The sequence below is a fragment of the Mesorhizobium sp. M2E.F.Ca.ET.219.01.1.1 genome (assembly GCF_004016445.2).
Taxonomy (GTDB): Bacteria; Pseudomonadota; Alphaproteobacteria; order Rhizobiales; family Rhizobiaceae; genus Mesorhizobium.
Genome location: NZ_SADT02000002.1, coordinates 692253 through 719209, shown reverse-complemented (window position 1 = coordinate 719209; position 26957 = coordinate 692253). Strand labels below are relative to the sequence as shown.

Below are 26957 nucleotides of genomic sequence, written 5' to 3'. Positions count from 1 at the left end.
AATCGCGGAACCATCATCCGGCTCAGGCATTGTTAGATCGACGGGTCACCCCCAAGTCCCCCCAAACCCCTCGACCCGTCCGACTAGAAGCCGACCCGCAAAAAGGTCGGCTTTTTCTTTGGGGACTTCCTGGCCGATCATCACGGCAGGGTCAGGCCGTCGCCGAGCAGTTCCACCAGATCTCGCGCCGGGCGCGGAGCCTGGCGGCTGAGCCGGATGGCGAAGTCGGCCATCGGCAAAGGCGGCAGGTCGACATCGGCGGGCGCTTCCACGATGCCGGAATGGGCAAAACGCCGGGTGCGCGGCGTCAGCGCGATGCCGGCATTGACCGCGCTGCGCAGGCCGGCAAGGCTGGCGCTGCCGGCGGCGATGCGATAGCGGCGGCCGGCAGCGTCGAGCGCGTTGAGCGCCGCCTCGCGGAAGCCGCAATAGGGATCGAGCAGCGCCAGCGGCACGGCTTCGGACCGAGCCGCCAGGCCTTTTTCGGAGCAGAGCCACAGCATCTGCTCGCTGATCACGGCCGTTTCATCCGGCGACGGGGCATGGCGCATGGTGATCGCGAGGTCGAGCTGGCCCGCCTGCAGCGCCGAGCCGAGCTCCAGGGAGCGGCCGACGCGCAGCTCGATCCGGACGCGCGGATGGCTGGCCGCGAAGGCCCTCAGAAGATCAGGCAGGCCGTGGTCGGCGAAATCCTGCGTCGTGCCGATGGCGATGCGGCCGCCGGCGCGCGCGCCTTTCAGCGCCAGCCACGCCTCGGTGTGCACGGCAAGGATGCGCCGGGCATGGCCGACAAGATCCTCGCCGGCCGGCGTCAGCCCGCGCCCCCTGCCCTGCGGGATGAGCAGCGGCTCGCCGACGATTTCTTCGAGCCGCTGCATCTGCGCGGTCACCGCCGATGGCGTGCGGCCGACAGCGGAGGCGGCCTTGGCCAGCGAGCCGCCATCGACGAAGGCGAGGAAGGTTTTCAGCAGGTCGGGATCGAGCATTTCCATACTTCGATGATATCGAAGTATCCATCAAAAACAATTCGATTTTATTGAATACATGCCGGTGACATGATCCTCTCATCGAAGGCGAAGCGCCCAACCCAAGGAGAGAAAAATGCCGATCATCAACATCAGCGTCACCAGCAAGCCTGACGCCAAGCTGTCCGCCGCGATCGCCAGGGAGGTCACCGACATCACCGCGAAGCTGCTGCGCAAGGACCCGACGATCACCGCGATCGCGGTCAACTACATTGATCCGCAGCACTGGTTCGCCGGCGGCAGGTCGCTGGCCGAGCACGGGACCAAGACGTTCTGGCTGGATATCAAGGTCGTCGACGGCACCAACACCAAGCTCGAGTTGGAGGCCTATCTGAAGGCGATCTTTGAGGCTTTCGGGCGGCTGCTCGGCGGCGTGCATGAGGAAAGCTATGCCTTCGTGCATGAGGTCCCGGCGGCCGCCTATGGCTACGGCGGCAAGAGCCAGGAGTTCCGGTTCATCAGCGGGAGGCTGAAGGCGGCATGAGGGTGTTGTGCTCGCTCCTCCCGCCTGGACGGCACGCTATCCCGCGGGAGGATGAAGTCTTGTATCCAGCGCGAAATCCTCCTGCAGGTGCGGCTTGTAGAGACCGCTCGCCCGGCCGGGATCGAACACCAGGTTCCAGCTATGCTGGGACACCGCGCTCGGAATCAGGAACAAGGGGTGGTCCGCCAGCAGACCGTCGCCAAATTGCTGCTGCCCTGCGCTTGGAATGCCTGGCCGAAGCCAGTTCGCGTTTGGGATATCGCCGATTTCCAAGACATGAATTTTCGAAGGATCGGCGATCTCGAATGCCGTCAGCACGTGGCGGACAGTATCGAGCGTCCGGAATCCCTTGTGTACGGCCACCTCGAGAATGGCGGTCGAGGGGTCTATGGATGCATAGACAGCCCTTACCCCTTTGCTGTTCCACCTTCCTCCGAGTTTGAAGGCTCCCTCGCCGCTGTCCCAGCTTGCCTGGAAGCGTTTGTGGTCAAGTCTCCAGCCGAGGACTTCTCCCGTCCCCAGATAACCCGGCAAAGGCGTCACGCGTAGACACCATAGTCAAGCCGTTCGAGGAATTCCTGCACAAGCATAGTGCCCGCCGCCGTGGCCAAGAGGTCGATCGGTCGCCGGTTGTCCAAGCCCATGGCGGGCTCGATCATCCATTTTTCGGCCGCTTCTTGAGTGCCAAGAACAGACGTGGCCTTGGTGAGAACCCTGGCGAAATTCCAGGTCCTCGAGCCCTGCTCGCGGTTGAGCGTCCTGGAGTGATCCGATTTGTGCCGCTGAAATGTCCGCTCGCTCATGCCGAATGCAGCCTCGAAGGCATCCGCTTCGATGACGGTCAGTTGCCTGACAAGGCTTTCCAGGGCCTGGCTTGGAATTCCGTGCAGGATCATTTCATGGGCCTCGAGCGGGCTGGATACCGAGGATCCAAGAACCTTCGGCCCGCCGAACAGATCGACCAGCCGTTCGAACTCCGGCTCCATGTGTGGTGCTTCGGCGAACCCCGCCGGGAAACTGGCCATGTTCACGTCTCCGTCACGTGTCATATTATTTACGACACTTGTCACGATGTTTCAAGTGGCGATCGAAGTAGTGCATCACTCCGCATTGACCTTGCCCGCGCTTCCGCTACCCTCTGCCACCAAAGCGGCCGCTCAAGAGCCGCGTCCTGGAGGAGACTGGGAGAGCGGCATGATCCTGACCCTGGCGCTGCTGGCGGGCCTTGTCTTTGCCTGGCTGCTTATCGCCGTGATCGAAAGGTTCCGGCTCGACCTGCGTTTCACCCAGGCGCTGCTCTATGTGCCGTTCAAGCTCGCCTACCGCATCGCAGACAACCGCATCCGCATCGCCCGCAGCGCCAAGACACCGGTCATCTACGTGGTCTCGCACCAGTCGCGCATCGAGCCGGCGCTGATGCTGTCGCTGCTTCCCGACGACACGCTGCATATTCTGGACGAGGCTTCGGCGCGCTCGCCCTGGCTGGAGCCTTGGCGCGAGCTTGCCCGCACCATCGCCTTCAATGCCGAGCATGTCTTCGTCAGCCGGCGGCTGGTGCGCGTGCTGAAGGGCAAGGGACGGCTCGCCGTCTACCTGCCGGACAATGTCGAGCCGGACGTCAAATCCTTCCGGCTGTTTCGCGCCATCACCCGCATCGCCATGCAGGCCGATGCCCGCATCGTGCCGATCTTTGTTGCCGGCACGCGCGACCTGCCGGTGTCGCTGACGCCGAAGGAGAAAGCGCCCCGCCACTGGTTCCCGCGGCTTTCGGTGAGCGTGCTGGAGCCGATGACCGTCGCCGAGCTGGTGGCGCGCAATCCCGACATGGCCTCCAACACCAACGCGCTGTTCGACCGGTTCGCCGAGGCGCGGCTCTACGGCGCCAATCTCGACCGCGGCCTGTTCCTCGCCATGCGCGACGCCGCCGATCGCGTCGGTCCGTCGCATCCGATCATCGAGGACGTGATTTCGGGTTCGCTCAGCTACCGCAAGCTGTTCATCGGCGCGCGCGTGCTCGGACGCCGTTTCGAGGCGGTGACGGCGCCAGGCGAAGCGGTCGGCGTGCTCCTGCCCAACGCCAATGGCGTGGTGCTCACCTTCGTCGGCCTGATGTCGGCGGCCAGGGTTGCGGCGATGATCAACTACACCGCCGGCCCGGCGAGCGTGACCGCGGCGATCCGCACTGCCGTCATCCGCACCGTGGTGTCCTCCCGCGCTTTCGTCGAAAAAGCCGGCATCGACGACATCATTGCCGCGGTCGAGGCGGGCGGCGCGAAGATGCTGTGGCTGGAAGACGTGCGCGCCGGCGTGACGGCGCTGGACAAGGTCGCCGCCGCGCTTTTGTGGCGCTTTCCGCTGCAGCGGCAGCAAGCCTCGAAGCCCGCTGTCATCCTGTTCACCTCCGGCTCGGAAGGCACGCCGAAGGCGGTGGTGCTGTCGAACCGCAGCCTGCTTGCCAATGTCATGCAGGCCGAGGCGCGCGTTTCCGTCTCGCCGGCCGACATCCTGCTCAACGTACTGCCGGCTTTCCATTCCTTCGGGCTCACCGGCGGCACCATCCTGCCGCTGGTGCTGGGCGTAAAGCTGTTCCTCTACCCCTCGCCGCTGCACTACAAGATCATCCCCGAGATCGCCCGCAAGGTGAAGCCGACCGTGATGTTCGGCACCGACACGTTCCTGGCTAACTATGCCCGCACCGCCAAGGACGGCGACTTCTCCAGCCTACGCTTCGTCGTGGCCGGCGCCGAGGCGGTGAAGCCGGAGACGCGACGCACCTACCGCGACCGCTTCGAGGCCTCGATCGTCGAAGGTTTCGGGCTGACCGAGGCCGCGCCCGTGGTGGCGGTGAACACCGCCATCCACAGCCGCGACGGCACGGTCGGCCGGCCGCTGCCGGCCATCCGCCTGAAGCTGGAGCCTGTCGAAGGCATCACCGAGGGCGGCCGGCTGTGGCTCGACGGGCCGAACATGATGATGGGCTACATGAGCGCCGACCGCCCCGGCGAATTGCAGCCGCTGGAGGGCTGGCACGACACCGGCGACATCGTCTCGATCGACCGCGAGGGCTTCATCACCATACGCGGCCGGGCGAAGCGCTTCGCCAAGATCGCCGGCGAGATGGTGTCGCTGGGCGCCGTCGAGATGCTGGTGCAGTCGCTGTGGCCGGAAGAGCGCCACGCGGCGGTGGCCGTGCCCGACAAAAGGCGCGGCGAACGCATCGTGCTGGTCACCACCGCCGACGACGCCAATGCCGAGGAACTGCGGCAGTTCGGCAAGAAGGCCGGCGCCGCTGAGTTGATGGTGCCCAATGACATCATCAAGGTGGAAGAGATCCCGGTGCTGGGCTCGGGCAAGACGGATTACGTCTCGGCCCGCAAGCTGGCGATCGATCGGCTGGGGCTGGGTGTGGCGGCCTAGAGCAATGCCAGGAAAAGTGTGAGCAGTTTTCCGTCCGGAATTGCGTAAACAATGAGATAGAGCGGTTCGCCGTTTCCGTGAAACGGCGAACCGCTCTAGCGCGCGCTCACCCGATATCCGAAGGCGGCACCTTCTCGCCCTCGCGCATGGCCCGCTTCGAATAGGCGCGCACCGAGAACGGCAGGAAGAGCAGATATCCCGCGACCGAAGCCGTCAGCGTGTACCAGGGATAGGTCATCAGCAGCAGGATATAGAGCACCACCGCCAGGATGACCGGCAGCACCCTGTCGCCCGGCACCTTGACGCTTTTGCCCGAATAGACCGGCAGGCGGCTGACCAGCAGAAATGCGACCAGTACCGTGAAGCCGGTGGCGATGAAGGCAGCCGGCCTGGATGGCTCCAGCCCGAGCCGCAGGAAATAGAGATAGAGCGGCAGCATGACCAGCACCGCGCCGGCCGGGGCCGGCACGCCGACGAAATATTCGCTCTGCCAAGCCGGCTGGTCGGTATCGTCGGCCAGCACGTTGAAGCGGGCGAGCCGCATGCCGCAGGCGATGGTGAACAGAAGCGCGGCGATCCAGCCCGGCGACCCCGCGCGATCGAGCAGGAAGGCATAGAGCACCAGCGCCGGCGCCACGCCGAAATTGACGATATCGGCCAGCGAATCCATCTGCGCGCCGAATTTCGAGGTGGCCTTCAGCATGCGCGCCAGCCGCCCGTCGATGCCGTCGAGGAAGGCGGCAAGCAGAACCATGACCACCGCGATCTCGAAGCGGTTCTCGAAGGCGAAGCGGATGCCGGACAGGCCGGCGCAGATGGCAAGCACCGTGACCAGATTGGGCAGCACCATGCGCATCGGGATCTCGCGGATGCGCGGACCGCCGCTGGCATGGGCCTCGAATTTTTTGAAGGGCGCGCCCAACGCTCAGGACACCCTGACCAGGGGCGTGACCGCCGTGCCGCCGAATTCGGCAAGCACGGTCTCGCCGCCAACCGCTGTCTGGCCGACCGCGACGCGCGGCACGGCGCCCGACGGCAGGAAGACGTCGACGCGCGAGCCGAAGCGGATCAAGCCGAAACGCTCGCCGATGGCGATCGTGCCGCCGGCCTCGGCCCAGCAGACGATGCGCCGCGCCACAAGGCCGGCGATCTGGACGGCGGCAATCGTGCCGTTGGGGCTGTCGATGACCAGGCCATTGCGCTCGTTCTCGGCACTTGCCTTGTCGAGCTCGGCATTGAGGAATTTGCCCGGCTTGTGCTCGATGCGCGTGATCCGCCCACGCACCGGAGCGCGGTTGATGTGGCAGGAAAAGACATTCATGAACACGGAAATGCGGGTCATCTCGCCGGAGCCCAGGCCAAGCTCGCTCGGCGGCACGGCCGGGCCGACCGCCGAGATCACACCATCGGCCGGACTCACCACCAGCCGGTCGTCGACCGGCGTGACCCGCTCGGGATCGCGGTAGAAATAGACGCACCAGGCGGTGAGGATCAGCCCGATCCAGAACAGGACCGAGGAGAAATAGCCGAGAAACAGCGTCGCAGCGGCGAAGGCGGCGATGAAGGGATAGCCTTCGCGATGGATCGGAACGAACGTATTCTTGACCGAGTCGAGAAGCGTCATAGGGCTGGGGACGGTCCCTGTTTCAGGTTGCGCCTCAATAGCGGAAAGCCCCCCTCCCCGCAACGCAACAATGGGCGGAGAGTTGGGGGAGCGGGCACGGCGATGATGGCCGCGACTTTGAACAAGACTGTAGGAACCCGGCCATCTCATCCGTCCTAAGGCTGGACAACCCGCCCACGGAGCCAGCCAATGCCATCATCGAGCAGCACAAGGAAAGCCAATATCATCACCGAGGGCCTTGCCTTCGGCGAGTCACCGCGCTGGCATGACGGCCGGCTCTGGCTGTGCAACTGGGGCACCGGCGAGATCGTCGCCGTGGACGAGCGCGGCAAAAGCGAGGTCATGGTCAATGTGCCGGCCGTCCTGCCCTATTCGATCGACTGGCAGCCGGATGGGCGGTTGCTTGTCATTTCCGGCCGGGAAGGCCTTCTGCTCAGGCCGGAAGCGGACGGGACGCTCGCCACTCATGCCGATCTCCGAGGGTTGTCGAATAACCCCTGGAACGAAATCGTCGTCGATGGACGCGGCAATATCTACGTCAATGGCGGCGGCCCGGCGCCGGCGCCGGGCGAGCATTTCGGACCGGGCACGATCGTGCTCATCACGCCGGACGGCTCGGTTCGGCAGGTCGCCGAGGATATCGCCTTCGCCAACGGCATGGCGGTGACGCCGGACAACCGGACGCTGATCGTCGCCGAATCCCATGCCAATCGATTGACGGCTTTCGACATCGCGGAGGAAGGCAGCCTTTCCAACCGGCGCGTATGGGCCGATCTCGGCAACGACTATCCCGACGGCATCTGCATCGATGCCGAAGGCTGCGTCTGGTATGCCGACGTTCCGAACCGGCACTGTGTCAGAGTGCGCGAAGGCGGCGAGAAAATCGACCAGGTCGAAGTCGATCGGGGTTGCTTTGCCTGCATGCTGGGCGGAGCCGACGGCAGGACGCTTTTCATCCTCGCCGCCGAATGGCGCGGTTTCGAGCATATGGTGAGCGACGCCCGCACCGGTCAGGTGCTGAGCATCGCTGTATCCGCGCCGGGAGCCGGATGGCCTTCTTACACCTCCGGCACGCGCTGGTAGTTGGCGATGTCGGCCTTGACGCCGAGCCGCGCGATGGTTTCCTGCGCGCTGAAGGCGATGCGATCGTGGGCCGCCTTGACGATCGGCACCACCTTGTCGACGGCGTCCTGGCTTTCCCACTCGACCATGGTGACGATGTTGAACTCGCCCGGACCGGAGAATTGTTCGAGCAGGAAATCCTGCACGAAGCCTTCCTGCCGGCGCAACAATTCATGCGTCATGAAGACCCTGATCAGGATTTCGTCGCGCGCCTCGGCCGGCACGACGAATTTGTCGACCCGGAACACGCTGCCGGTGCGGTGATTTTCAGTGCTCATTTCGATCTGTCTCCAATTGGAAGGTTGCCTGGCAGGTGGCTCGGAGACGGTTTGCAAGCTCAAGTTAGGTTGAGGTCAAGGGGATTTTCGACTGCTTGGAGGCGCGGCGCCGACGCTGCTGATCTCCCCCCTTGTGGGGGAGATCAGCGCTCCATCGTCTCAGCTTACCTCCGCCGTTCTCCTGCGCACGATCACGCCCAGCTCGTCGCTTTCCCGCGCGATGCGCAGGCGCTCCTCTGCCTCGGTCGCCTCGCGCTGGCGGTCCCACATCGAGGCGTAGAGGCCGTGTTTGGCCAGCAGCGCGGCATGCGTGCCGCGCTCGGCGATCTGGCCGTCCTTGAGCACGATGATCTCGTCGGCCGAGATCACCGTCGACAGCCGGTGCGCGATGACGATAGTGGTGCGGCCCTTGCTGACGAGGTCCAGCGCTGCCTGGATTTCCTGCTCGGTGTGGCTGTCCAGCGCCGCGGTCGCCTCGTCGAGCATCAGGATCGGCGGCGCCTTGAGGATGGTGCGGGCGATCGCCACGCGCTGCTTTTCGCCGCCCGACAGCTTTAAGCCCCGCTCGCCGACCATCGACTTGTAGCCTTCGGGTAGCTTGTCGATGAAAGGGCCGATCTGGGCGAGCTCGGCCGCCTTGCGCACCTCCTCCTCGCTGGCGCCGATGCGGCCGTAGCGGATGTTGTAGGCGATGGTGTCGTTGAACAGCACCGTGTCCTGCGGCACCATGCCGAGCACGGCGCGCAGGCTCTCCTGGGTGACGTCGCGGATGTCCTGGCCGTCTATCAGCACCTGGCCGGATTGCACGTCGTAGAAGCGGAACAGAAGCCTGGAAATGGTCGACTTGCCGGCGCCTGACGGGCCGACGATCGCCACCGTCTTGCCGGCGGGCACCTCGAAGGAGACGCCCTTCAGGATCTTGCGGGTCGGATCATAGGAGAAATGCACGTCGCGGAACTCGACCTTGCCGGGGCCGACCTTCAGCGGCTTGGCATCCGGCTTGTCGACGATCTCCTGAGGTACGTCGAGCAGGTCGAACATGTGCTCGATGTCGGTCAACCCCTGCCGGATCTCGCGGTAGATGAAGCCGATGAAATTGAGCGGCACCGAAAGCTGGATCAGCATGGCGTTGATGAAGACGAAGTCGCCCACGCTCTGCGTGCCGGCCTGCACTTCCAGCGCCGACATGCACATGACGACGACGGTGCCCAGGCCGAAGATGAGCCCCTGGCCGAAATTCAGCCAGCCGAGCGACGTCCAGGTCTTGGTCGCGGCGATCTCATAGCGCGCCATCGAGCGGTCGAAGCGCTCGGCCTCCATGTGCTCATTGGTGAAATATTTGACCGTCTCGAAGTTGAGCAGGGAGTCGATCGCCTTGGTGTTGGCGTCGGTGTCGCTGTCATTCATGTCCCGGCGGATCGAGATGCGCCAGTCGCTGGCCTTGACCGTGAACCAGACATAGAGCCAGACGGTGGCGGCGACCACGGCGACATATTTCCAGCCATAGGTGAAGGCGAAGATGCCGGCCGTCAGCGCGAATTCGAGGATGGTCGGCGCCGTGTTCAGCATGATGAAGCGCACGATCGTCTCGATGCCCTTGGTGCCGCGCTCGATGATGCGCGACAGGCCGCCGGTGCGGCGCTCGAGATGGAAGCGCAGCGACAGCTCGTGCATGTGGACGAAGGTGCGGTAGGCGAGCTGACGCACCGCATACTGGCCGACGCGGGCAAACAGCGCGTCGCGCAACTGGTTGAAGCCGAGCTGGACCAGGCGCAGCACGTTATAGGCGATGACCAGCGCCACGGGCGCGAGCAGGAAGGACGGCAGCGGCGGCGGCGTCTTGGCGGCATGAGCCAGCGCATCCGTCGCCCATTTGAAGAAATACGGGCCGGCAACCAAAGTGAGCTTGGCCACGACCAGAAGCAGCGTCGCCCAGGTGACACGAGCTCTGAGATCGGCGCGCTCGGCCGGCCACATATAGGGCCAGAGGTTGCGCAGGGTCGTGAGAGTGCCGGCTTCGGCGGATACGGTCTTTTCGGCCACTAGTCTTGCCTTTTGGGTGCGGGGCAGCAGGAAGCAAGGAGTTGGTTGAGCGAGGCGGAGACGCCCGCGAGGGCGGCATGGTCGACCGCGTAGCGCGAGCGCTGGCGATCGGCCTCGAAGCGGATGAGCCCGGCCTCGACCAGGATCTTCAGGTGCTGCGAAACGGTCGATTGGGCGAGATCGAGATGATCGACCACCTCACGGCACGAGCAGCAGGAGCTGGCCGAGAGGCGTTTCAGGATCTCGATGCGCGCCGGGTGCGAGAGCGCCGCCAGGCGCAGCGCGACGGCGCGGCTGTCGGCGCAACGGCTTTCGGGGGATTCGGTCATCGTTCATCGGCGATAGACGATGGATACTGAGAGGGCAAGCTAGGCGGATGGGTAGATTGAGGTGAGGCGCCCGCCATGGCGGCGGCGCTCTTGCCGTCGTCCTGCACGTCGGCTTCCTCGCACGGAGCAATGCGCGTGACGCGGACGGCGTTGCCGATCACATCGGCTGGTCGCTCTGGCCTTTAGGTCCTCGGGGCATAGGTCGTCACTTCTTCGGCGTCTGCGGGGGCACCAGTGTGACATAAGGTGTCCTCGGCGCCTTGCCAGGCTCCCGGTAAAACGGTGCCAACTCGCCGGCTGGTCCGAGCGACTTGATATAGAGATAGATCGAACGCAAGTCGCCGTCGCTCATGGCTTGGACTTGGTACCAGGGCATCGGCGGCAAATTGACTTTGTTCTTGAGGTGGTCGACCCATTTGTCCTCGTTGAAGCCCATCGCCGAGTCCCTGAGGTTTGCTGCGTAGGTCGTCCCCCATGGACCCTGCCAGCCAATGGAAGAGCCTTTCAACGCTTTCTCCGGGTCGATTTTCCCATCGGCTTCCCGGTATCCTTCCGTGTGGCAGAAATGGCAGCCGCCGATGATAGAAATATACAAGCCGCGTTCGACCGAAACCTCGTCCGCCGCCAGTAGGCTGGAGGGCACGATGCACAGAGCGCCGGCCGCAAAAAGATCGATTGTTCGCATATTCCCTGCCCCTCCATGACTGGTTGCCGCCCATCATACGCGAATGATCAGCTACATTCGACGGGCATCGTCAAGGCGGGCAAATTTCAAACTGAGACGCTACCGGATGGGTAGAGGGAGCAATCTCCCTCCTCGAAGGGAGAGTCGCCGAAGGCGACAGAGGGATCGCCGCGCGTAAAGCGCTTACCAGGCTGTGAGCAACTGACGTCGGCGCTTCACGCGCGGCGACCCCCTCTGGCCGCTTTGCGGCCATCTCCCCCTCAAGGGGGGAGATTGGCGCTCACTCCGTCTTCGGCGCGGTCATCTGCTCGCCCATGGCCTTCAGGTCGGCATCCTCGCCTTCCTTGGACTTGGACGGCACCTTGAACACCTGGCCTGGCCAGATGCGGTCGGGATCGCGGATCTGATCCTTGTTGGCGAGATAGATGGTCGAGAAGCGGGTGCCGTGGCCGTAGACGCGGCGCGAGATGCGCCAGAGCGTGTCGTTGCGGCGGATGATGACGGCGCCGTCGGCATGTTCGAGCTTCGGCGCGACCGTTTCGGCCACGTCGGCCGAAGGCGTCGCCTCGGCGACCTTGGCCGGAGCCTCGGCGGCTGCCGGCGCCGCGGGCTTCGCGGCATCGGCGGCCGTTGCGGCAGGCGCGGTGGTCTCGGCTTCCGCAGCCTGGGATCCGGCGCCCTGGACCTGTGCGAGTTTGGTCTCGGCCGGCTTGGCCTCGCCGGTCTTCGTCTCATTCGGAGCGACGGCTGCGATCGACTCGCCTGGCTCGCGCTCGAACGGCACGGCGGCACGGGCGACGACCTTGACGCCGTCGCTGTCCAGGCCATCGACATGGATGGTGTAGTTGCCGACCGGGATGTCGCGGGTCGCTTCGATCAGGAAATGGCCGTCGGCGGAGGTCTGCGCATCGCCAAGCAGGATGGCGTCGGCATAGGCGCGCACCTTGCGGCCGGGATCGGCCGTGCCGGCAACGAAGATCTTGCTGCCGTCGATCTCGACCGCTTCGACGGCGATCTTGGGCTCGGCCCCAGCCGGCGCGGTTGCCTGGTCCGTGGCGGCCGGCGCGATCGTGGCCGAGGCCGTATCGGATGCAGCCGGCGCGGTCGTTGCGGGGGCCTGGGCTGCCGGTGCCGCCTGACTGGTGGCGGCCGGCGCCGCCGGCTTGGTCTCGGCCTGCGGCACCGTGATCAGTTGCGAGGCCTTGCCCGGTTCCTCGACCATCGCCAGAACCTGGCCGGTCGGGCTTTGCGGCACCGAGACGACAGCGGTCTGGGCCGAGGCGATGGCCGTGCCGCCAACCGTCTGGCGCAGCGTGATCGTATAGTCGCCGGGCTTCAGCGGATCGTCGAGCACGATGGCGAAGGCGCCGTCGGGGCCGGAATCGGTCGAGCCGAGCACCGTGCCGCCACTCAGGATCTCGACCTTGGCGTTGGGCGCGGCGCTGCCGGCGACGACGATCGAGCCGTTGCTTTCGACGCGCACGACATCGAAGGTCGGCAATGTCGGGCCCCCCGCGGCGGCAGGCGCCTGGGCGGCTGGAGCGGTCGCGCTGTTGGCCGATGCCATCGTGTTGGCCGGCGCCATGGCGTTGTTGGCCGGCGCCATGGTATTGGCGGGCGCCATTGTGTTGGCCGGGGCCTGGGGCACGCGCGACTCGGTGGCCGTGCTCGAGGATTCAGCCGGTTTCGCATCGGTCTGCGGAAGCGCCGCGACCTGCGCCGGTTTCTGGTTGTTGATGTATGGATCGAGCGCACCCGACCCGTAGGCGACCGCCGCGACGACGGCCACGCCGCCCGCCGCGAACAAGAACGCCTTAGAAGGATTGATAGCCATAACTTTATATTGCCCCCTTAGCCACCTAACGCCCGGTCTAGCGTGTTTTCTCCACGCTCACAAGAAAAAGCCCGTCCGCGGGCTTGACCCCGCCGACCGTCCCCATCACCAATCGTCGCCATGAACACGATTCGATCCGTCTGCGTCTATTGCGGCTCGTCTCCGGGCCGCGACGAGGCCTATATCAAGGCCGGCCACACGCTTGGCCGCTCGCTTGCCAAATCCGGGTTGCGCCTCGTCTATGGCGGCGGCACCAAGGGCATCATGGGCGCCGTCGCCGATGGCGCGCTCAAGGCTGGTGGCAAGGTCACCGGCATCATCCCGCGCTTCCTGATCAACAGGGAAGCGACCGAGACAGCCCTCGACAAGCTCGACGAATTGCTGATCACCGACAACATGCACGAGCGCAAGCACAGCATGTTCGAAAAATCAGACGCCTTTGTGGCGCTGCCGGGCGGCATCGGCACGGTGGAGGAGATCGTCGAGATCATGACCTGGGCGCAGCTCGGCCATCACCGCAAGCCGATCGTCTTCGCCAACGTCAAGGGGTTCTGGGACCCGATGCTGGCGCTGATCGAGCACATGTCGGAGGAAGGCTTCATCCACACCGCGCATCGCGTGAAGCCGCTGGTGGTGAATGACCCGGAAGCGATCGTCGCCGCCATCATGGTGGCGGGCTCGTCCGTCGACGCGCCGACGGAAGGGGTGCAGTCGGTGATCGACAAGATGTAAGGGGAGTACGGGAGTAGGGCAGTAAGGCAGTATGTTGAGCGCTGAAACTGTGCCCTCGGAATGTTCCCCCTACTGCCCTACTGCCCTACTGCCCTACTGCCCTCCTCAAATCCCCAATCACCGCCCTGCGGTCATTCCGCCGCCAGGCCAGATGGATCGACACGCTGCGCTTGAACCAGGGCAGGTCGCGGAAGACCACGCCCTGGGGCGCCGCGCTTCGCAGGCTTGCCTGGACCGTGGCGAGGCCGAGGCCGGCGCTGACCAGGCCGAGCGAGGTCAACGGATCGGCGGTCTCATAGGCGATGTCGGGCATGAAGCCGGATTCGACGCCGGCTGCCAGGAACTGCGCGCGGTTGGTGTCGCCGGGCTGGCGCACGACCGTGATCCAGACGCGGCCGTCGAGATCGCCGGGTTGGACGTCGGCGACACCGGCCAGCGGATCGCTTTCGGGCATAGCGAGCACCAGCGGCTCGCGCCGCGCCAGCACGCTTTCAAGGTCGCGATCGCCCTCTGGCGCGGGCGAATAAACGAAACCGAGGTCGAGCACGCGCTGCCTCAGGTCCTCGAACTGCTGCGCCGTTCGCCGGCTGCGCAGCTGAAGGTGGAAATGCGGGCGCTCGCGGCGAAAATCCTTCAGCATCGCGGCAACCAGCCCGGCATGCACCGCGCCTTCGACATAGCCGATGGCAAGGCTGCCCGCGGCACCGCTGGCGAGGTTGCGGCCGATTTCTTCCAGCCGCGCCGCGTTGGCAAGCAAGGCGCGCGCCTCGGCGAGGAAGGCCCTGCCCTCGGCATTGAGGTGAACGCGCTGCTTCGCCCGCTCGAACAAGGTGACGCCGAGCTGCTCCTCGAGCTGGATGATCTGCCGGCTCAAGGGCGACTGCGAGATGTGCAACTGCTCGGCGGCACGGCCCACATTGCCGGCCTCGGCGACGGCGACGAAATATCTTATCTGGCGCAGGTCGAGCATTTTTTCGCTCCAACAGATCAAGACCTCATGGGTCTCAATTATAGCCTAATCAGTCTTGGACAGTCTGGCCAGCCAGCGCGATATCTCCGGCATCGACCAGCCACAAAGGAGATCGCCATGCAGTTCTTTGCCCTGCTCACCCGCAACACCCAGAAATTCAGCGACGCCGATTTCGCGCCGTTGCTGCCGCCGGAATCCGAACAGCGCAAGATGCTCTACGTGCAAGGTGCGGTACGCCAGATCTGGAACCGCGGCGACGTTCCAGGCACGGGCATCATGTTCGAGGCGGGCGACGAGAAGGAAGTGCGCGGCCATCTCGCCACACTGCCGCTGATCGAGGCCGGCATGATGGACATTGCGGCGATTGTGCCACTCAATCCCTATCCGGGTTTTGGACCCAAGCGCTGAAGCAACAGCAGCGTTAGCTGCCGCGGCCAACCTGGCAGGGCCTATCCGCGACCGAAGAGACGGCCGAAAAGTCCCGGGCGCGTGCCGCCGTAGCGCTCGGGCAGCGGGCGAGTGAGCAGGAACTGATCCAGGCCCTCGACGGTCTCCGTGCCGCAATAGCTGCATCGGAGCGAACGGGCCAAGGGAACGATCTCCTTCAGCACGGCGCGAAATCCCTCGCCATCGATCCGCACGTCCTTCGCCATCCTGAGTTCGTGCGAGACTATCTCCATGCCAAGGAAGCGATAGCCGCGCTTTTCGAGAGCGCGCGCAGCTTTGCCAGAGACGGCTCAGCGCCCCGGAACTCGAAGCGCGTCGGCCGGATGCGGGCGTCCGCCGCGACTTCCAGTCCGAGATCGCCTATCGCTTCAGTCGGAAGAATGAGCGGCGCCAGCGCGGCAAGCGAATGCCGTTCCACGGCGAGCGGAAAGGCCAGCGCCTCGGCGACCCTGCCGGCTATCTGTTCGAAACCGGCGATGTCTTCGCTCGTAAAGTAGAAATCGCGGCGGCCCTCGCCATGCTGCTCGGCGATATAACAGGCGGGGCAGTTCGCGGCGACCAGATCCTCGCAGAGCTTTTCGAGGAAAGCATAGTTACGCTGCGACCCTTTGGGCGTGAGCAGCCCATCGCGCGGCATCACTTCGTTTCCGCGCGGCGTGATCTTCAGGCGCAGGATCGGCAGCGATGCGGCGGCGCGCATCAGCGCCATGTTCACCCTTGTATGGATGAAAAGCTCGCCGCCATCGGGGCGGTAGCGCACGAGGCCGCGATGCGGTTCCGCCTCGCGGATGACTTCTTCCGTCTCCTCGTTTGAGACCTGTTCGCCGGTGACCGGAAATTGCAGCAAGGTCATGCGATCGCCCCCAATCGCGTTGATCGGGCCATCCTGCCAGTTTGTTGGGCCGGAGCCTAGTGGCCTACGGCCAGGCATCCTGCATCGCGTTCACCGACAGCCATGCCATCATCGGCAACGCGACCAGCAGCGCCAGCCGCAGCCCCGCCGAGCGCGCCTGGTCGGGTTCCTGATGCTGAAGCCGGCGCCAGATCTGGAATGCCGCCGCAAAGATGAGCAGCGCGTAGAAGCCGGCCAGCAACCACAGCGCCGTCTGGCCGGATATCGCGATGCCGTTGTTCTCGAGCACCTTGCCGATCAGCATGGCCGGCCCGGCGACGAAGAAGGCGATAGTGATGCCGAACAGAAAGCCGATCATCGCGCCTGGAAAGGACGTCGCCGACAGCGCGACGAGGACCGCCAGCAGGATCAGCAGAGTGATGAACGCTCGCTGGCTCATGGCCACAATCCCCGATCGGATGCCACGCAATGTACGGGTTCGGCCTTAATTGTGCGTAACGGCAACGACTATCCGCCAGTCTAGCGCCGCTCCGGCAGCATCCGCAGAACAAAGCCGACCATCAGCCCGAGAATGAAGCCGAGCGGGCCTGTGATGAAGATGCCAAGCAGCGGACCCTGATTTGCTTCCGGCGTGAAGATGACCGGACCGACGAAACCGCCGAGAAAGCCGATCGCACCCAGGATGGCACCCCATTTAAGCATTGGCCCCTCCGTCCGCTCGGATAAATCAGCAGATTCTCGCGCCGGAACAAAGTCCGCGCATTAGCGTTGCCTCACACAACAAAAATTTTGGAGATCGTCATGCTGCGAGGCGGATTGCTTTGGCTTATCGGGATTCCTTTGCCCATCATCCTTATTCTTTGGCTGCTCGGTTATCTGCATTAGCCGTCACAAACGCAGGCCGGAACAACACGAAGGTCCGGCCTGTCGCGGCTCAGGCTGCGCCCGTAAGCTCAACGGCCGTGCGCACGCGGGCGAGCACCTCGCACAGCATGTCGTGCATGGCCTTGCGCGCCCTCGCGGCATCGCCGGCCTCGATCGCTTTCAGCACCTTGCCATGCGCGTCGAGATCGCCGACCGGGTGACCGAACAGCGCGTTGGTGGTCGGCACGCTATATTGCAGCGCCGTGTGGATCAGCGCCGAGAGCGGCAGGAAGAAGCGGTTGCCGGTGGCGGCTAGCACCGCTTCATGGAAAGCGGCGTCCGACAGGACCGGATCGCCCTGGCCGCAGGACGCGGCGCGCATCGCTTCGAAGGCCTCGCGGATGGCGGCGATCTCGTCCGGGTTGTTGCGGCTCGCGGCAAGGGCCGCGGCCTCGCATTCGAAGCCCAGGCGCACTTCCAGGAGTTCGATGATGAAGCGGCGCGGTGTCGCGCTGGCGCGCAGCCAGCCCAGCACCGAAGGGTCCAAAAAATTCCAGTCCTTCAGCGGGCGGATGCGCGAGCCACGCCGCGGTCGGGTGACCAGCAGGCCCTTGGCCCACAGGATCTTCACCGCCTCGCGGGCGGCGCTGCGGCTGGCGCCGAAGCGGGCGCAGATCTCCTCCTCGCCGAGCAGCGTCGCGCCGGGCGGAAACAGCCCGCCGAGAATCTCGCGGCCGAGGATGTTGGCTATCTCGTCCGTCACCGACGAGGTCTGGTTGCCTGCCATTTGTCCCGGCCCATTTTTAGCCTGCCAACAACCGGTCGGTGTTACCTCACCAAGCCGGGTCTGTCCATATCATCTGATTTGTCAGATAAATGCAGTTGAAGGCATCGCGACTTTCCTGTTAGCTATTGGGGGCGAAACAGCGGAGAGCCGGTTTGTCGCCAACATCCTCCATGCGCGCGGTGGTGCTGCGCCGGCCGCTCGACCTCGACGTCGAGGAGCGCGCGACGCCAACGCCCGGCCCCGGCGAGGTGCTGGTGCGCATCGCGCGCGGCGGCATCTGCGGCTCCGACCTGCATTATTTCCGCCATGGCGGTTTCGGCACCGTGCGCATGAAGGAGCCGATGATCCTCGGCCATGAGATCGCCGGCCGTGTCGAGGCGCTGGGCGCCGGCGTCTCCGGGCCGGCGGTGGGCACGGCGGTCGCCGTCAATCCGGCCAATCCTTGCGGTACCTGCGCCTTCTGCCGGGCCGGACAGCCGATCCATTGCCTCGACATGCGTTTCCTGGGGTCCGCGATGCGCACGCCGCATGTGCAGGGCGGCTTTGCCGAGCATGTCGTCTGCCGCGCTGAAAACGCCGTGCCGCTGGCGAAGGGCTCCGACCCCACGGCCGGCGCCTTCGCCGAGCCTCTCGCCGTGACGTTGCATGCCGTCGCCCAGGCTCCGGTCTATGGCAGCCGCGTGCTGATCATGGGCGCCGGACCGATCGGGACACTGCTGGTGCTCGCCGCGCGCTTTGCCGGCGCGCGCGAGGTGGTCGTCACCGACGTGCAGGACAAGCCGCTGGAATATGCCGCCAAGGCCGACGCCGACCGCACCATCAATGTCGCCACCCATGCGGACGCGATGGACGCCTATGCCGCCAACAAGGGGCATTTCGACGTCGTGTTCGAGGCCGCCGGCCAGGGCGCCACGGTGGCCAGCGCATTGCCTGTCATCAAGCCGCGCGGCACGCTGGTGACCGTCGGCCAGGGCGCGACGGCGGAGCTTTCGATGTCGGTCATCGTCACCAAGGAAATCCAGCTGAAGGGCAGCTTCCGCTTCGACACGGAATTCGCGCTCGCGGTCGACCTGATCGGCTCCGGCCGCATAGACGTCGCGCCGCTGCTCAGCAACACGCTGCCGCTCGCCGAGGCGCGAAAAGCCTTCGATCTAGCCAGCGACAAATCACAATCGATGAAGGTGCAAATTGCGTTCGACTGATTATCTCGGCCGTCTCTTCGGCCTCGAAGGCAGGCATGCCTTCGTCACCGGCGCCAGCCGCGGCCTGGGCCTCGCCTTCGCGGAGGCGCTCGCCGGCGCCGGCGCGCGCGTCACGCTCGGCGGCCGCAAGATGGAGGAGCTGAAAGCTGCCGGCGACAGGCTGCGTGCCGAAGGCCACACGGTCGCGGAAGCCGTGATCGACGTCACCGACACGCAATCGGTCGATGCGGCAATCGCGGCTTCGGAATCCGGCACCGGGCCGATCGATATCCTGGTCAACAATGCCGGCATCCAGCGCCGCGCGCCGCTCGAAACTTTTTCCGACGCCGACTGGGACGCGCTAATGGCGACCAATCTCGACGGCGTGTTCAAGGTGAGCCGCGCCGCGGTCAAGGGCATGATCCAACGCCGCAAGGGCGTCATCATCAACGTCTCCTCGGTACAGAGTGCGCTCGCCCGCCCCTCCATCGCGCCCTACGCGGCGAGCAAGGGGGCGATCACCATGCTGACCAAGTCAATGGCCGGAGAATGGGGCCAGCACGGCGTGCGCGTCAACGCCATTGCCCCCGGCTATTTCAAGACCGAGCTCAACGCCGCCCTCGTCGCCGACGAGACATTCTCGACCTGGCTGACCGGCCGCACGCCGATGCGGCGCTGGGGCGATGTCGAGGAACTGGCGGGTGCCGCGGTGTTCCTGGCGTCGGATGCGGCAAGCTTCGTGACGGGGCAGACGCTGCTGGTGGATGGCGGGATCACGAGTGTGCTGTGAGCGACCGGCGTCACAGCGGCAGGCTTGTCACACCCGTCGATAGATGCGGCTCGCTCGGCGCGGGTGTCTCGCTCGGCGCGGGTGTTGTGTCAACCTTGGCGCTTGCGCCCACCTTGCCCTTCATCATCTCGACCAGCACCTTGTCCACCGACAGCCTGCCCGCCCCGCTGAGCGCCAGGATGAACATGCCACCGGCGATGGCGAGATCTTTCTCGAAGTGCAGCAGCTCGTTCTGGCTGGCGAAATTGGTGTGGAAGAGACTGGCCGTCATCAGGCAGAACAGGCCGAGCCCGATCGCGCCCAGTCGCGGCAGGATGCCGAGCGCCACCGACAGGCCGACACCGAGCTGCAGCAGGATGGTGGCGATGAGCAGCGGCGTGCCGACGCCGAGCGCGGCCATGGCCTTCTGAGCGCCCTCGAAATGCGTCGCCAGTTGCAGTCCCTCATGCACGAAGATCAGGGACAGGAGCAGACGGCCGGCAAGCAGGACGACGTCCCTGACGTGGAGTTTTTCGGCGAGTTCGGTCGGTGTCATCGTCGGCTCCAATGCTTGGAAACAGTGGCCATCACGCGTCCGCGTGGGCGCGCCTGCGTGCTCGAGGTTGAAAGGTCGGAGCCGGCGCGAGGGAGAGGAACGCCGGCTCCGGTTTTCGGGCGCTACCGCCGTGGCGCCCAAAAAGTTGATAGTCGTGGGGCAAGCTCAGCGTCGTCAGGCCTCCGGCCTCTCCCCAACTTTGCCTGCGCTATGCACATCTTCCGTGGCTGGCGTGACAGATCAGGCCGAGGCATGATTGCCACGTGGTTCCCCCAATCCGTCGCTGCTTCGCAGCGCCACCTTTCCCCCCTCCGGAGGGAAAGGAAGGGAGCGTTGCCGGACGAGCGTTGCCGGCAAAAGAGCCTGGCGCCTTTCCTCTACCCCGTCGATCGGGGGAGAGGTGGCTCGGCGAAGCCGAGACGGAGTGGGGGTCGACCAGCGCTACATTGGACAGCGCATGCGCCAAGCTGCCATGCACGCTATCGCCAAAGACCAGTTGCTCGGAAATGGGTGCATGCCCTAGCCACCTCCGTAGGGGCGAGAAACAGCGTTACTTCGTCACCTTGGTGTCGATGGCCTGCTTGAGGTCGGAAAGCTCCTCGCAGCCAGACGGGCAAAGTTTTTGCAGCGAGGCGAGCTGCTCGTTGGCCTTGGCCATGTCGCCGGTCTCGACATAGAGCTCGCCCAGATATTCGTGCGCGGCCTTGTGGTCGGGCCTAAGCTCCAGCGCCTTGGTGTAGTAGGTCAGCGAGGTCTGGTAGTCGCCGGTCTTGCGCAGCGTGAAGCCGAGCAGATTGTAGACATCGGCCTGCTGGGTGTCCTGCGCAAGGTCGCGCAGATCGGCCAGCGCGCTTTGATAGTCCTTGGCGTCGATCTTGGCCTTCACGGCCGTCAGGTCGGGCGCATCGGCGCCTTCGATATCGTCCACGGCATAGGCCGGAGCGGCGATGACGACGGGGGCCGCGGTCAGGACCGCAATGGCGCCGAGCACCGCGAAAGTTAAGTGTTTCATGGGAGTTGTCGCTTTCTGTTCAGGATCCGATTCAAAATCAGATCTGGGTTGGGGTGAAGGCGTAGGCATTGCCGTCCTTGACGAAGCTGCCAGTGCCGGGGAACGGGAAGTGCGAGCCGCAGATGCGGACATTGTCGGCGATCACCTGGTCGATGATCTTGTGGCGCGTGGCGATCGCCATCGGCCCGTCCTGGTCGTAGGCGCCCTGCCATTCGGGATGCGGGGCAAGCAGCGCGGGCACATACATGGTGTCGGCGGAGACGAGGAACTGCTCGGCGCCGGCATCGACATGGTAGACGGAATGTCCGGGCGTGTGGCCGGGTGCCGCCATGAGGCGGATGCCGGGCACCACTTCCGCGCCGTCGTCGACCAGCTTCCAGTTCTTCCATTTCGGAAAATTCTCGGCGATGCGCTTGCCCGCCGGCTTGCGGCCCTCGGGCAGCTTGGCGAGGCGGCTCGGATCCGTCCACCAATTGTACTCGGTGGCGTTGACGATCAGCTCGGCATTCGGAAACACCGGATCGTTGGTGCCCTTCTCCATCAGGCCCCAGACATGGTCCGGGTGGAAATGCGAGATCAGAATGGTGTCGATCGCCTTGTAGTCGATGCCGGCGGCCTTCATGTTGGCCGGCAGATGTGTGGCGTTGGCCTGCCACTGGCCGACGCCCGAGCCCGCGTCCATCATGATGGTGCGGCCGTTCATCTTGAGCACGACGACGGTGAGTGGGATCGGCATGAAGTCGGTGGTCAGCCCCGCCTTGGCGAGCGCCGCCTTGGTGTCGTCGACCGACACGTCCTTGATGAAGGCCGGGTCGTGGGGCTTGCGCCAGATGCCGTCATAGACGGCGGTGACCTCGAGCGAGCCGACCTTGTATTTGTAGAAGCCGACCAGCGGCTCGACCGGGGTTTCGGCGTGAGCCGCGAATTCCAGCTTGCCGGCAATGCCGAAGGCGGCAGCGGCGGCGGCTGATCCGAGCACCATGCGGCGTGTCATGTTGAACATCAGAAATCTCCTCTAGTGGCTGCGTGCAGCCGTGGCTCCCTGGAAAGGGCATTTCCCGCGGGCTTGCGGCGCGAGGCCCGGGAAGGTTCGCCTCGCTACAGCCAAGACCCGGAAGGCCGGGGCTTTATTCCCGGGGCGCGGAAGATTTTTTGGGACACGCGAAGTCAGGATCGAGGCGGCCGGTCGCCAGCCGTCATCGAACTGTCACACTCAGACGGGTGGCGCATGCTAGAAACGCTGTCTGGCCGCCCCCGCGACCTCGACCGCATCAAGAGCCGGCGAAGCCGCCATGAACATCGCCCTCCCCGCCGAAGGCACCGATCTCTCGCCCTATTTGCCGGACGAGCACGGCCTGTTCTTCATCTACCATTTCAAGGCCGACGGTTCCCGCACCAAGGATCCCGCCGAGGCGCATTGGAGCTGGCGCAGCTACCAGATCACCGACATGCGCGCCCGCAAGGAGATCGGCGCCGAGCAGGCCCTGCCGGTGCCAGTACGCGAGGCCTTCCTGTCGCCCAGCCATGGCTGCCAGATCGATTTCGAGGACGACTTCCTCTATGGCGACCTGCCCGACCTCAGGCACGATTTCGCGGAGGCGCGCTGGCTCACGCATTTCCGCTTCGCCTTCAACGACAGGATGCTGGTCGGCGCCCGCAAGCAGCCGCTGGAATCGGTCGACAGGATCCGCAAGCTGGTGGAGAGCGGCGCGCGGAAATTCCGCACGCCGGCCGAGCTGATCGAGGCGGTGATGGGCCAGTCGCTCGACGGCATGGCGGCCGAGCTCGACAGGATGGGCGACACGCTCGACGGCATCGAGGACCGCATCGTGTGCGATGCATGGCACAATGAGCGCCAGGCGCTGGTCGACGCGCGCCGGCAGCTGGTGCTGATCCACCGGCAGATGGCGACGCTCACCAGCCTTTTCCGCCACCTCGACCATTCGCATCGCAACGACCTGCCGGACGCGATCAACGACATGGCCACACGTCTCTCGCACCGGGCGCATACGCTGCATCACGACGGCGAGCAGTTGCAGGCGCGCACCCGCCTTTTGCAGGACGAGCTGATGGCCAAGCTCACCGAGCAGTCGAACCAGCTGCTCTACATCCTGTCGGTCATGACGGCGGTGCTGTTGCCGATGACCATCATCTCCGGCCTGTTCGGCATGAATGTCGGCGGGCTGCCGCTGGTCGACACGCCGCACGGCTTTTGGGTGGTGACGGCGATCTCGGTCGTCATCGCCGGCATCGTTTACAAGATCGTGCGACGGCTGGGGCGCGTCTGAAGCAATCGGGACTACGCGGTTGCCCGCAGATCCACGACGATCGTACCCGCGGCAGCGACTTCGGCTTCGTGGCCGGGCTCACGCCATGTCTCGGCCAGGCCGGCCGCGTACCATTCGCGCATGGCCGGCAGGTCGAGCAGCCGCTGTGGGTAGGCAGCGGCCGAGCCGTCGAAAGTCAGGCCATAGGACTGCGCCCGGAACGCGACGGGAGCGAAGAAGGCATCGACGGCGCCAAAACGGTCGCCGGCCAGGAAAGGTCCGCCGAAACGGGTAAGGCCGTCGTTCCACAAGTCACCCATGCGAAAGAGGTCGTGCTTCAGCGAGGCGGACATCGGCAATGGCTCGACCCGTACACCGCAGCTCATCGGGCAGTCGTTGCGCAGCGCGGTGAAGCTCGAATGCATCTCGGCGGCGGCCGAGCGCGCCCAGGCGCGCGCCTTTGCATCCGCCGGCCAGACGCCCGGATGGCGTTCGGCAAGATACTCAACGATCGAGAGCGAATCCCAGACCGCCCAGCCATCGTCGACCAGGCAGGGTACGCGGCCGTTTGGCGAAAACCGCCGGTAGAGGTCGAAACCTGGTCCGTTCGGGAACGGCGTCAGTCGCTCCTCGAAGGGAATGTCGAGGACGCGCATCAGCAGCCATGGGCGCAGCGACCAGGACGAATAGTTCTTGTTGCCGATATGCAGAACGTACATCGGGCGCCCTCCTCTGTTCGACGCAGTTGCGGACGGAAAGCCGTCTCGCACTTTTGCTTATCTCGCGGGCGCCGCCGGGCGGACCTCGCGGCCTCGGAACATCGACCATGAATACATCGCCAGCGCCGTCCAGATGAGCGCGAAGGCGATCGCCTGCGTGGTACCGAACGGCTCGTCGAAGATCAGCACGGCGATCAGGAACACCATGGTCGGCGCGATATATTGCATGATGCCGATGGTGGACAGGCGCAGCAGCCGGGCGCCGAAGGCGAAGAGCAGCAGCGGCACCGCGGTGATCGGGCCGCAGCCGATCAGCAAGGCCGTGTCGGAAACGGTGCTGGAGATGAAATGATCCTGGCCGGTGGCTATCAGGTAGACGATGTAGCAAAGCGCCGGCACCGAGAGCAGCAGCACTTCGAGCAGAAAGCCCTGGCTGGGGCCGATCGGCAGCGTCTTGCGGAAGAAGCCGTAGGCGGCGAAGGAGAAAGCGAGCGCCAGCGATACCCAGGGCAGCTTGCCTGCCTCGACGGTCAGCACCGTCACCGCGATCGCGGCCAACGCAACCGCCGCGATCTGCAGCCGGTCGAGCCGTTCGCCGAGCAGCACGGCGCCGACGACGACGTTGACCAGCGGGTTGATGTAATAGCCGAGAGCGGTCTCGACGGTGCGGTCGACCGCGATTGCCCAGACATAAATGCCCCAGTTGACCGAGATCAGCACCGCCGTCAGCGCCGCCATGGCAAGGCTTTTGGGTGAGCGGATCGCCGCCTTGAAGTCGGCTGTGCGGCCGGCCCAGACCAGCACGCAAGCCGCGATCGGCACCGACCAGACGACGCGGTTGGCGATCACCTCGGCAAGCGGCAGATGCGCCACCGCCTTCATGTAGAAAGGCAAGAGGCCCCAAAGGAAATAGGCGCCAAGCGCCAAAAGGAATCCTCGGCGGGCTTTGGCGTCGTGATCGAGATCGGCTGTCGCTGTGACCATGGCCCAACGCTATGGCCCAGCGGATCGCCCAAGACCATCACAAAATTATGATGGATCAATGGACTTTTCGTGATGGTTCAAACGAGCTCGGCGCCCTTTCCTCGCCCCACGCAGTGGGGAGAGGTGGCCCGGCGAAGCCGGGACGGAGAGGGGCAGCGCGGCGGCCGGCAATTTACCGCTTCGGGATAAGTGTCTTTGTGACCAGCCTCGCACTCTCTCTTGCATCGACTCTGGCTTCGCGGAGGGGCGTCCCCCTCTCCGTCCCGGCTTCGCCGGGCCACCTCTCCCCCGCTTTGCGGGGGCGAGGAAAGGAGCCCTACTCCGCCGCCACCAATCCCGCCATCTCACGATTCTTCATCAGCTTGTAGATGATCGAATCCATCAGCGCCTGGAAGGAGGCGTCGATGATGTTTTCCGAGACGCCGACCGTCCACCAGCGGGCGCCGGTGGAATCATGCGATTCGACCAGAACGCGGGTGATGGCCTCGGTGCCGCCGTTGAGGATACGCACCTTGAAGTCGGCAAGCTCGAGGTCGACGATCTCGCTCTGGTATTTGCCGAGGTCCTTGCGCAGCGCGATGTCGAGCGCGTTGACCGGGCCGTGGCCTTCCGCCACCGACATCTTCTCCTCGCCATCGACCTCGACCTTCACGATCGCCTCGGAGACGGTCTTCAGATTGCCGTTCGCGTCGAAGCGGCGCTCGACCATGCAGCGGAAGGAGGTGACGTTGAAGAACTCCGGCAGCCCATGCAGCATTTTTCGCGCAAGCAGCTCGAACGAAGCGTCGGCGCCTTCATAGGCATAGCCCTCGGCCTCGCGCTCCTTGACGACGGCGATCAGCGCGTCGAGCCGATGATCGTCCTTCGGCACCTCGATGCCGCGCCGCTTCAGCTCGGCAAGGAAATTGGCCTTGCCGCCCTGGTCGGAGACCATGACGCGGCGGCGGTTGCCGACGGCTTCCGGCGGCACGTGCTCATAGGTCGCCGGCTCCTTGGCCAGAGCTGAGGCGTGGATGCCGGCCTTGGTGGCGAAGGCCGAGGAGCCGACATAGGGTGCTTGGGCTTCCGGCGCGCGGTTGAGCAATTCGTCGAAGGCGCGGGAGAGCCTGGATATTCCGGTCAGATCCTCCGCCGAAATGCCGGTTTCGAAGCGATCGGCGAAGGCCGGCTTCAGCGAAAGCGTCGGGATGATGGTGATCAGATTGGCGTTGCCGCAGCGCTCGCCGATGCCGTTCAGCGTGCCCTGGATCTGGCGAACGCCGGCCTCCACGGCGGCGAGCGAGTTCGCCACCGCCTGTCCAGTGTCGTCATGGGCGTGGATGCCGAGACGGTCGCCCGGGATGCCGCCGGCGATCACCTTCTCGACGATCGCGCGCACTTCGGAAGGCTGCGTGCCGCCATTGGTGTCGCACAGCACCACCCAGCGGGCGCCGGCTTCGTAGGCGGTCCTGGCGCAGGCCAGCGCGTAGTCCGGATTGGCCTTGAAGCCGTCGAAGAAATGCTCGCAGTCGACCATCGCCTCCTTGCCGGCGGCCACCGCGGTCTCGACCGAGGCCTTGATCGACTCCAGGTTCTCTTCATTCGTGCAGCCGAGCGCCACGCGCACATGATAGTCCCAGCTCTTGGCGACGAAGCAGATGGCGTCGGACTTCGACTGCACCAGCGCCGCCAGCCCTGGATCGTTGGAAGCCGAGACCCCTGCCCGCTTGGTCATGCCGAAGGCGACGAATTTCGCGCTTTCCGTCCGCTTCTTCTGGAAGAAGGCGGTGTCGGTCGGATTGGCGCCCGGATAGCCGCCCTCGACATAGTCGATGCCGAACGCGTCGAGCAGTTTTGCGATGGCGATCTTGTCCTCGACGGAAAAGTCGATGCCCGGCGTCTGCTGGCCGTCGCGAAGGGTCGTGTCGAAGAGGTAGAGGCGTTGCTTTGTCATGGCAGTAGCTCGAAATGCCGCGCTCCGTCACCGTGGAGCGCG

At 65.1% G+C, this 26957-nt stretch carries 30 protein-coding genes; 8 read left to right on the top strand and 22 right to left on the bottom strand.

Annotated features, from left to right (window positions below; all coding sequences use genetic code 11):
- Window positions 1-140: 140 nt before the first annotated feature.
- On the bottom strand, window positions 141-992 hold the full coding sequence (locus EN862_RS13825) for a LysR substrate-binding domain-containing protein (protein WP_127864890.1): 852 nt from the start codon (window positions 990-992) through the stop codon (window positions 141-143).
- A gap of 109 nt (window positions 993-1101) precedes the next feature.
- Between EN862_RS13825 and EN862_RS13820 the strand changes: the two genes are divergently transcribed.
- Window positions 1102-1509 (top strand): 4-oxalocrotonate tautomerase family protein, encoded by a 408-nt coding sequence (locus tag EN862_RS13820; protein WP_127864889.1) that lies wholly within the window; start codon window positions 1102-1104, stop codon window positions 1507-1509.
- Between the two features lie 36 nt (window positions 1510-1545).
- Here EN862_RS13820 and EN862_RS13815 read toward each other — a convergent pair whose 3' ends face one another.
- Window positions 1546-2052: an RES domain-containing protein gene (locus EN862_RS13815; protein ID WP_127864888.1), complete on the bottom strand. Its 507-nt coding sequence runs from the start codon at window positions 2050-2052 to the stop codon at window positions 1546-1548.
- The gene (locus tag EN862_RS13810) at window positions 2049-2534 is read right to left on the bottom strand and encodes an antitoxin Xre/MbcA/ParS toxin-binding domain-containing protein (RefSeq protein ID WP_127864887.1); all 486 of its coding nucleotides are present in this window, start codon (window positions 2532-2534) and stop codon (window positions 2049-2051) included. The genes EN862_RS13815 and EN862_RS13810 overlap by 4 nt, the downstream gene beginning before the upstream one ends.
- Window positions 2535-2703: 169 nt before the next feature.
- Here EN862_RS13810 and EN862_RS13805 point away from each other — a divergent pair, with 169 nt between their 5' ends.
- Window positions 2704-4926 carry an AMP-binding protein gene (locus EN862_RS13805; protein ID WP_127864886.1) on the top strand — a complete coding sequence of 741 codons (2223 nt, stop codon included), beginning with the start codon at window positions 2704-2706 and terminating at the stop codon, window positions 4924-4926.
- Between the two features lie 106 nt (window positions 4927-5032).
- Here the strand turns inward: EN862_RS13805 and EN862_RS13800 are convergent, their stop codons facing one another.
- Both EN862_RS13800 and EN862_RS13795 read right to left on the bottom strand, forming a co-directional pair.
- Window positions 5033-5776, bottom strand: a complete 744-nt coding sequence (locus tag EN862_RS13800; RefSeq protein ID WP_245519624.1) for a phosphatidylcholine/phosphatidylserine synthase — start codon at window positions 5774-5776, stop codon at window positions 5033-5035.
- Window positions 5777-5851: 75 nt separating this feature from the next.
- A complete protein-coding gene (locus EN862_RS13795) occupies window positions 5852-6700 on the bottom strand; it encodes a phosphatidylserine decarboxylase (RefSeq protein ID WP_281035849.1) in 849 nt (282 codons plus the stop codon).
- A 39-nt stretch (window positions 6701-6739) separates the two neighbouring features.
- Here EN862_RS13795 and EN862_RS13790 point away from each other — a divergent pair, with 39 nt between their 5' ends.
- A complete protein-coding gene (locus EN862_RS13790; RefSeq protein ID WP_127864883.1) occupies window positions 6740-7633 on the top strand; it encodes an SMP-30/gluconolactonase/LRE family protein in 894 nt (297 codons plus the stop codon).
- Here EN862_RS13790 and EN862_RS13785 read toward each other — a convergent pair.
- From EN862_RS13785 to EN862_RS13765, 5 genes are all read right to left on the bottom strand, one after another.
- Entirely contained in the window at window positions 7609-7950 is a 342-nt protein-coding gene (locus EN862_RS13785) for an antibiotic biosynthesis monooxygenase (protein ID WP_127864882.1), read from the bottom strand. The two genes, EN862_RS13790 and EN862_RS13785, sit on opposite strands and share 25 nt — an antisense overlap.
- A gap of 159 nt (window positions 7951-8109) precedes the next feature.
- Window positions 8110-9993 (bottom strand): ABC transporter ATP-binding protein/permease, encoded by a 1884-nt coding sequence (locus tag EN862_RS13780; protein ID WP_127864881.1) that lies wholly within the window; start codon window positions 9991-9993, stop codon window positions 8110-8112.
- Window positions 9993-10322, bottom strand: a complete 330-nt coding sequence (locus EN862_RS13775) for a metalloregulator ArsR/SmtB family transcription factor (RefSeq protein WP_127864880.1) — start codon at window positions 10320-10322, stop codon at window positions 9993-9995. Before EN862_RS13775 ends, EN862_RS13780 begins: the two co-directional genes overlap by 1 nt.
- A gap of 205 nt (window positions 10323-10527) precedes the next feature.
- Window positions 10528-11007 (bottom strand): cytochrome C, encoded by a 480-nt coding sequence (locus EN862_RS13770; RefSeq protein WP_127864879.1) that lies wholly within the window; start codon window positions 11005-11007, stop codon window positions 10528-10530.
- Window positions 11008-11287: 280 nt separating this feature from the next.
- On the bottom strand, window positions 11288-12841 hold the full coding sequence (locus EN862_RS13765; protein ID WP_127864878.1) for a LysM peptidoglycan-binding domain-containing protein: 1554 nt from the start codon (window positions 12839-12841) through the stop codon (window positions 11288-11290).
- Between the two features lie 120 nt (window positions 12842-12961).
- Here EN862_RS13765 and EN862_RS13760 point away from each other — a divergent pair, with 120 nt between their 5' ends.
- The gene (locus EN862_RS13760; protein WP_127864877.1) at window positions 12962-13573 is read left to right on the top strand and encodes a TIGR00730 family Rossman fold protein; all 612 of its coding nucleotides are present in this window, start codon (window positions 12962-12964) and stop codon (window positions 13571-13573) included.
- A gap of 85 nt (window positions 13574-13658) precedes the next feature.
- Here EN862_RS13760 and EN862_RS13755 read toward each other — a convergent pair whose 3' ends face one another.
- Window positions 13659-14543 carry a LysR substrate-binding domain-containing protein gene (locus EN862_RS13755; protein ID WP_127864876.1) on the bottom strand — a complete coding sequence of 295 codons (885 nt, stop codon included), beginning with the start codon at window positions 14541-14543 and terminating at the stop codon, window positions 13659-13661.
- Window positions 14544-14660: 117 nt separating this feature from the next.
- Here EN862_RS13755 and EN862_RS13750 point away from each other — a divergent pair, with 117 nt between their 5' ends.
- Entirely contained in the window at window positions 14661-14951 is a 291-nt protein-coding gene (locus EN862_RS13750; RefSeq protein ID WP_127864875.1) for a hypothetical protein, read from the top strand.
- A gap of 41 nt (window positions 14952-14992) precedes the next feature.
- Here EN862_RS13750 and EN862_RS13745 read toward each other — a convergent pair whose 3' ends face one another.
- The 5 genes from EN862_RS13745 to EN862_RS13725 all read right to left on the bottom strand — a co-directional run bounded on the left by EN862_RS13745 (window position 14993) and on the right by EN862_RS13725 (window position 17494).
- A complete protein-coding gene (locus tag EN862_RS13745) occupies window positions 14993-15196 on the bottom strand; it encodes a hypothetical protein (RefSeq protein ID WP_127864874.1) in 204 nt (67 codons plus the stop codon).
- A gap of 17 nt (window positions 15197-15213) precedes the next feature.
- Window positions 15214-15843 (bottom strand): hypothetical protein, encoded by a 630-nt coding sequence (locus EN862_RS13740; RefSeq protein WP_127864873.1) that lies wholly within the window; start codon window positions 15841-15843, stop codon window positions 15214-15216.
- A gap of 64 nt (window positions 15844-15907) precedes the next feature.
- Window positions 15908-16282 (bottom strand): hypothetical protein, encoded by a 375-nt coding sequence (locus EN862_RS13735; protein ID WP_127864872.1) that lies wholly within the window; start codon window positions 16280-16282, stop codon window positions 15908-15910.
- An 80-nt stretch (window positions 16283-16362) separates the two neighbouring features.
- A complete protein-coding gene (locus EN862_RS13730; protein ID WP_112125665.1) occupies window positions 16363-16545 on the bottom strand; it encodes a hypothetical protein in 183 nt (60 codons plus the stop codon).
- Window positions 16546-16777: 232 nt separating this feature from the next.
- On the bottom strand, window positions 16778-17494 hold the full coding sequence (locus EN862_RS13725; RefSeq protein ID WP_127864871.1) for a FadR/GntR family transcriptional regulator: 717 nt from the start codon (window positions 17492-17494) through the stop codon (window positions 16778-16780).
- A 170-nt stretch (window positions 17495-17664) separates the two neighbouring features.
- Here EN862_RS13725 and EN862_RS13720 point away from each other — a divergent pair, with 170 nt between their 5' ends.
- Window positions 17665-18696: an L-idonate 5-dehydrogenase gene (locus EN862_RS13720; RefSeq protein WP_127865459.1), complete on the top strand. Its 1032-nt coding sequence runs from the start codon at window positions 17665-17667 to the stop codon at window positions 18694-18696.
- Window positions 18683-19465 (top strand): glucose 1-dehydrogenase, encoded by a 783-nt coding sequence (locus EN862_RS13715; protein ID WP_127864870.1) that lies wholly within the window; start codon window positions 18683-18685, stop codon window positions 19463-19465. Before EN862_RS13720 ends, EN862_RS13715 begins: the two co-directional genes overlap by 14 nt.
- A gap of 10 nt (window positions 19466-19475) precedes the next feature.
- Here the strand turns inward: EN862_RS13715 and EN862_RS13710 are convergent, their stop codons facing one another.
- The 3 genes from EN862_RS13710 to EN862_RS13700 all read right to left on the bottom strand — a co-directional run bounded on the left by EN862_RS13710 (window position 19476) and on the right by EN862_RS13700 (window position 22015).
- The gene (locus EN862_RS13710) at window positions 19476-20000 is read right to left on the bottom strand and encodes a DoxX family protein (protein WP_127864869.1); all 525 of its coding nucleotides are present in this window, start codon (window positions 19998-20000) and stop codon (window positions 19476-19478) included.
- A gap of 550 nt (window positions 20001-20550) precedes the next feature.
- Window positions 20551-21012: a tetratricopeptide repeat protein gene (locus tag EN862_RS13705; RefSeq protein ID WP_127867268.1), complete on the bottom strand. Its 462-nt coding sequence runs from the start codon at window positions 21010-21012 to the stop codon at window positions 20551-20553.
- Between the two features lie 37 nt (window positions 21013-21049).
- A complete protein-coding gene (locus EN862_RS13700; protein ID WP_127867267.1) occupies window positions 21050-22015 on the bottom strand; it encodes an MBL fold metallo-hydrolase in 966 nt (321 codons plus the stop codon).
- 289 nt (window positions 22016-22304) lie between these two features.
- On the opposite strand from EN862_RS13700, the gene EN862_RS13695 reads away from it, so the two are divergent.
- Window positions 22305-23300: a transporter gene (locus EN862_RS13695; RefSeq protein WP_127867266.1), complete on the top strand. Its 996-nt coding sequence runs from the start codon at window positions 22305-22307 to the stop codon at window positions 23298-23300.
- An 11-nt stretch (window positions 23301-23311) separates the two neighbouring features.
- On the opposite strand, the gene EN862_RS13690 is transcribed toward EN862_RS13695, so the two are convergent.
- The 3 genes from EN862_RS13690 to cimA all read right to left on the bottom strand — a co-directional run bounded on the left by EN862_RS13690 (window position 23312) and on the right by cimA (window position 26915).
- On the bottom strand, window positions 23312-23998 hold the full coding sequence (locus EN862_RS13690; RefSeq protein ID WP_127867265.1) for a glutathione S-transferase family protein: 687 nt from the start codon (window positions 23996-23998) through the stop codon (window positions 23312-23314).
- Window positions 23999-24055: 57 nt separating this feature from the next.
- Window positions 24056-24982 (bottom strand): EamA family transporter RarD, encoded by a 927-nt coding sequence (gene rarD / locus EN862_RS13685; protein ID WP_127867264.1) that lies wholly within the window; start codon window positions 24980-24982, stop codon window positions 24056-24058.
- A gap of 316 nt (window positions 24983-25298) precedes the next feature.
- Window positions 25299-26915 (bottom strand): citramalate synthase, encoded by a 1617-nt coding sequence (gene cimA, locus EN862_RS13680; RefSeq protein ID WP_127867263.1) that lies wholly within the window; start codon window positions 26913-26915, stop codon window positions 25299-25301.
- Window positions 26916-26957: the final 42 nt, after the last annotated feature.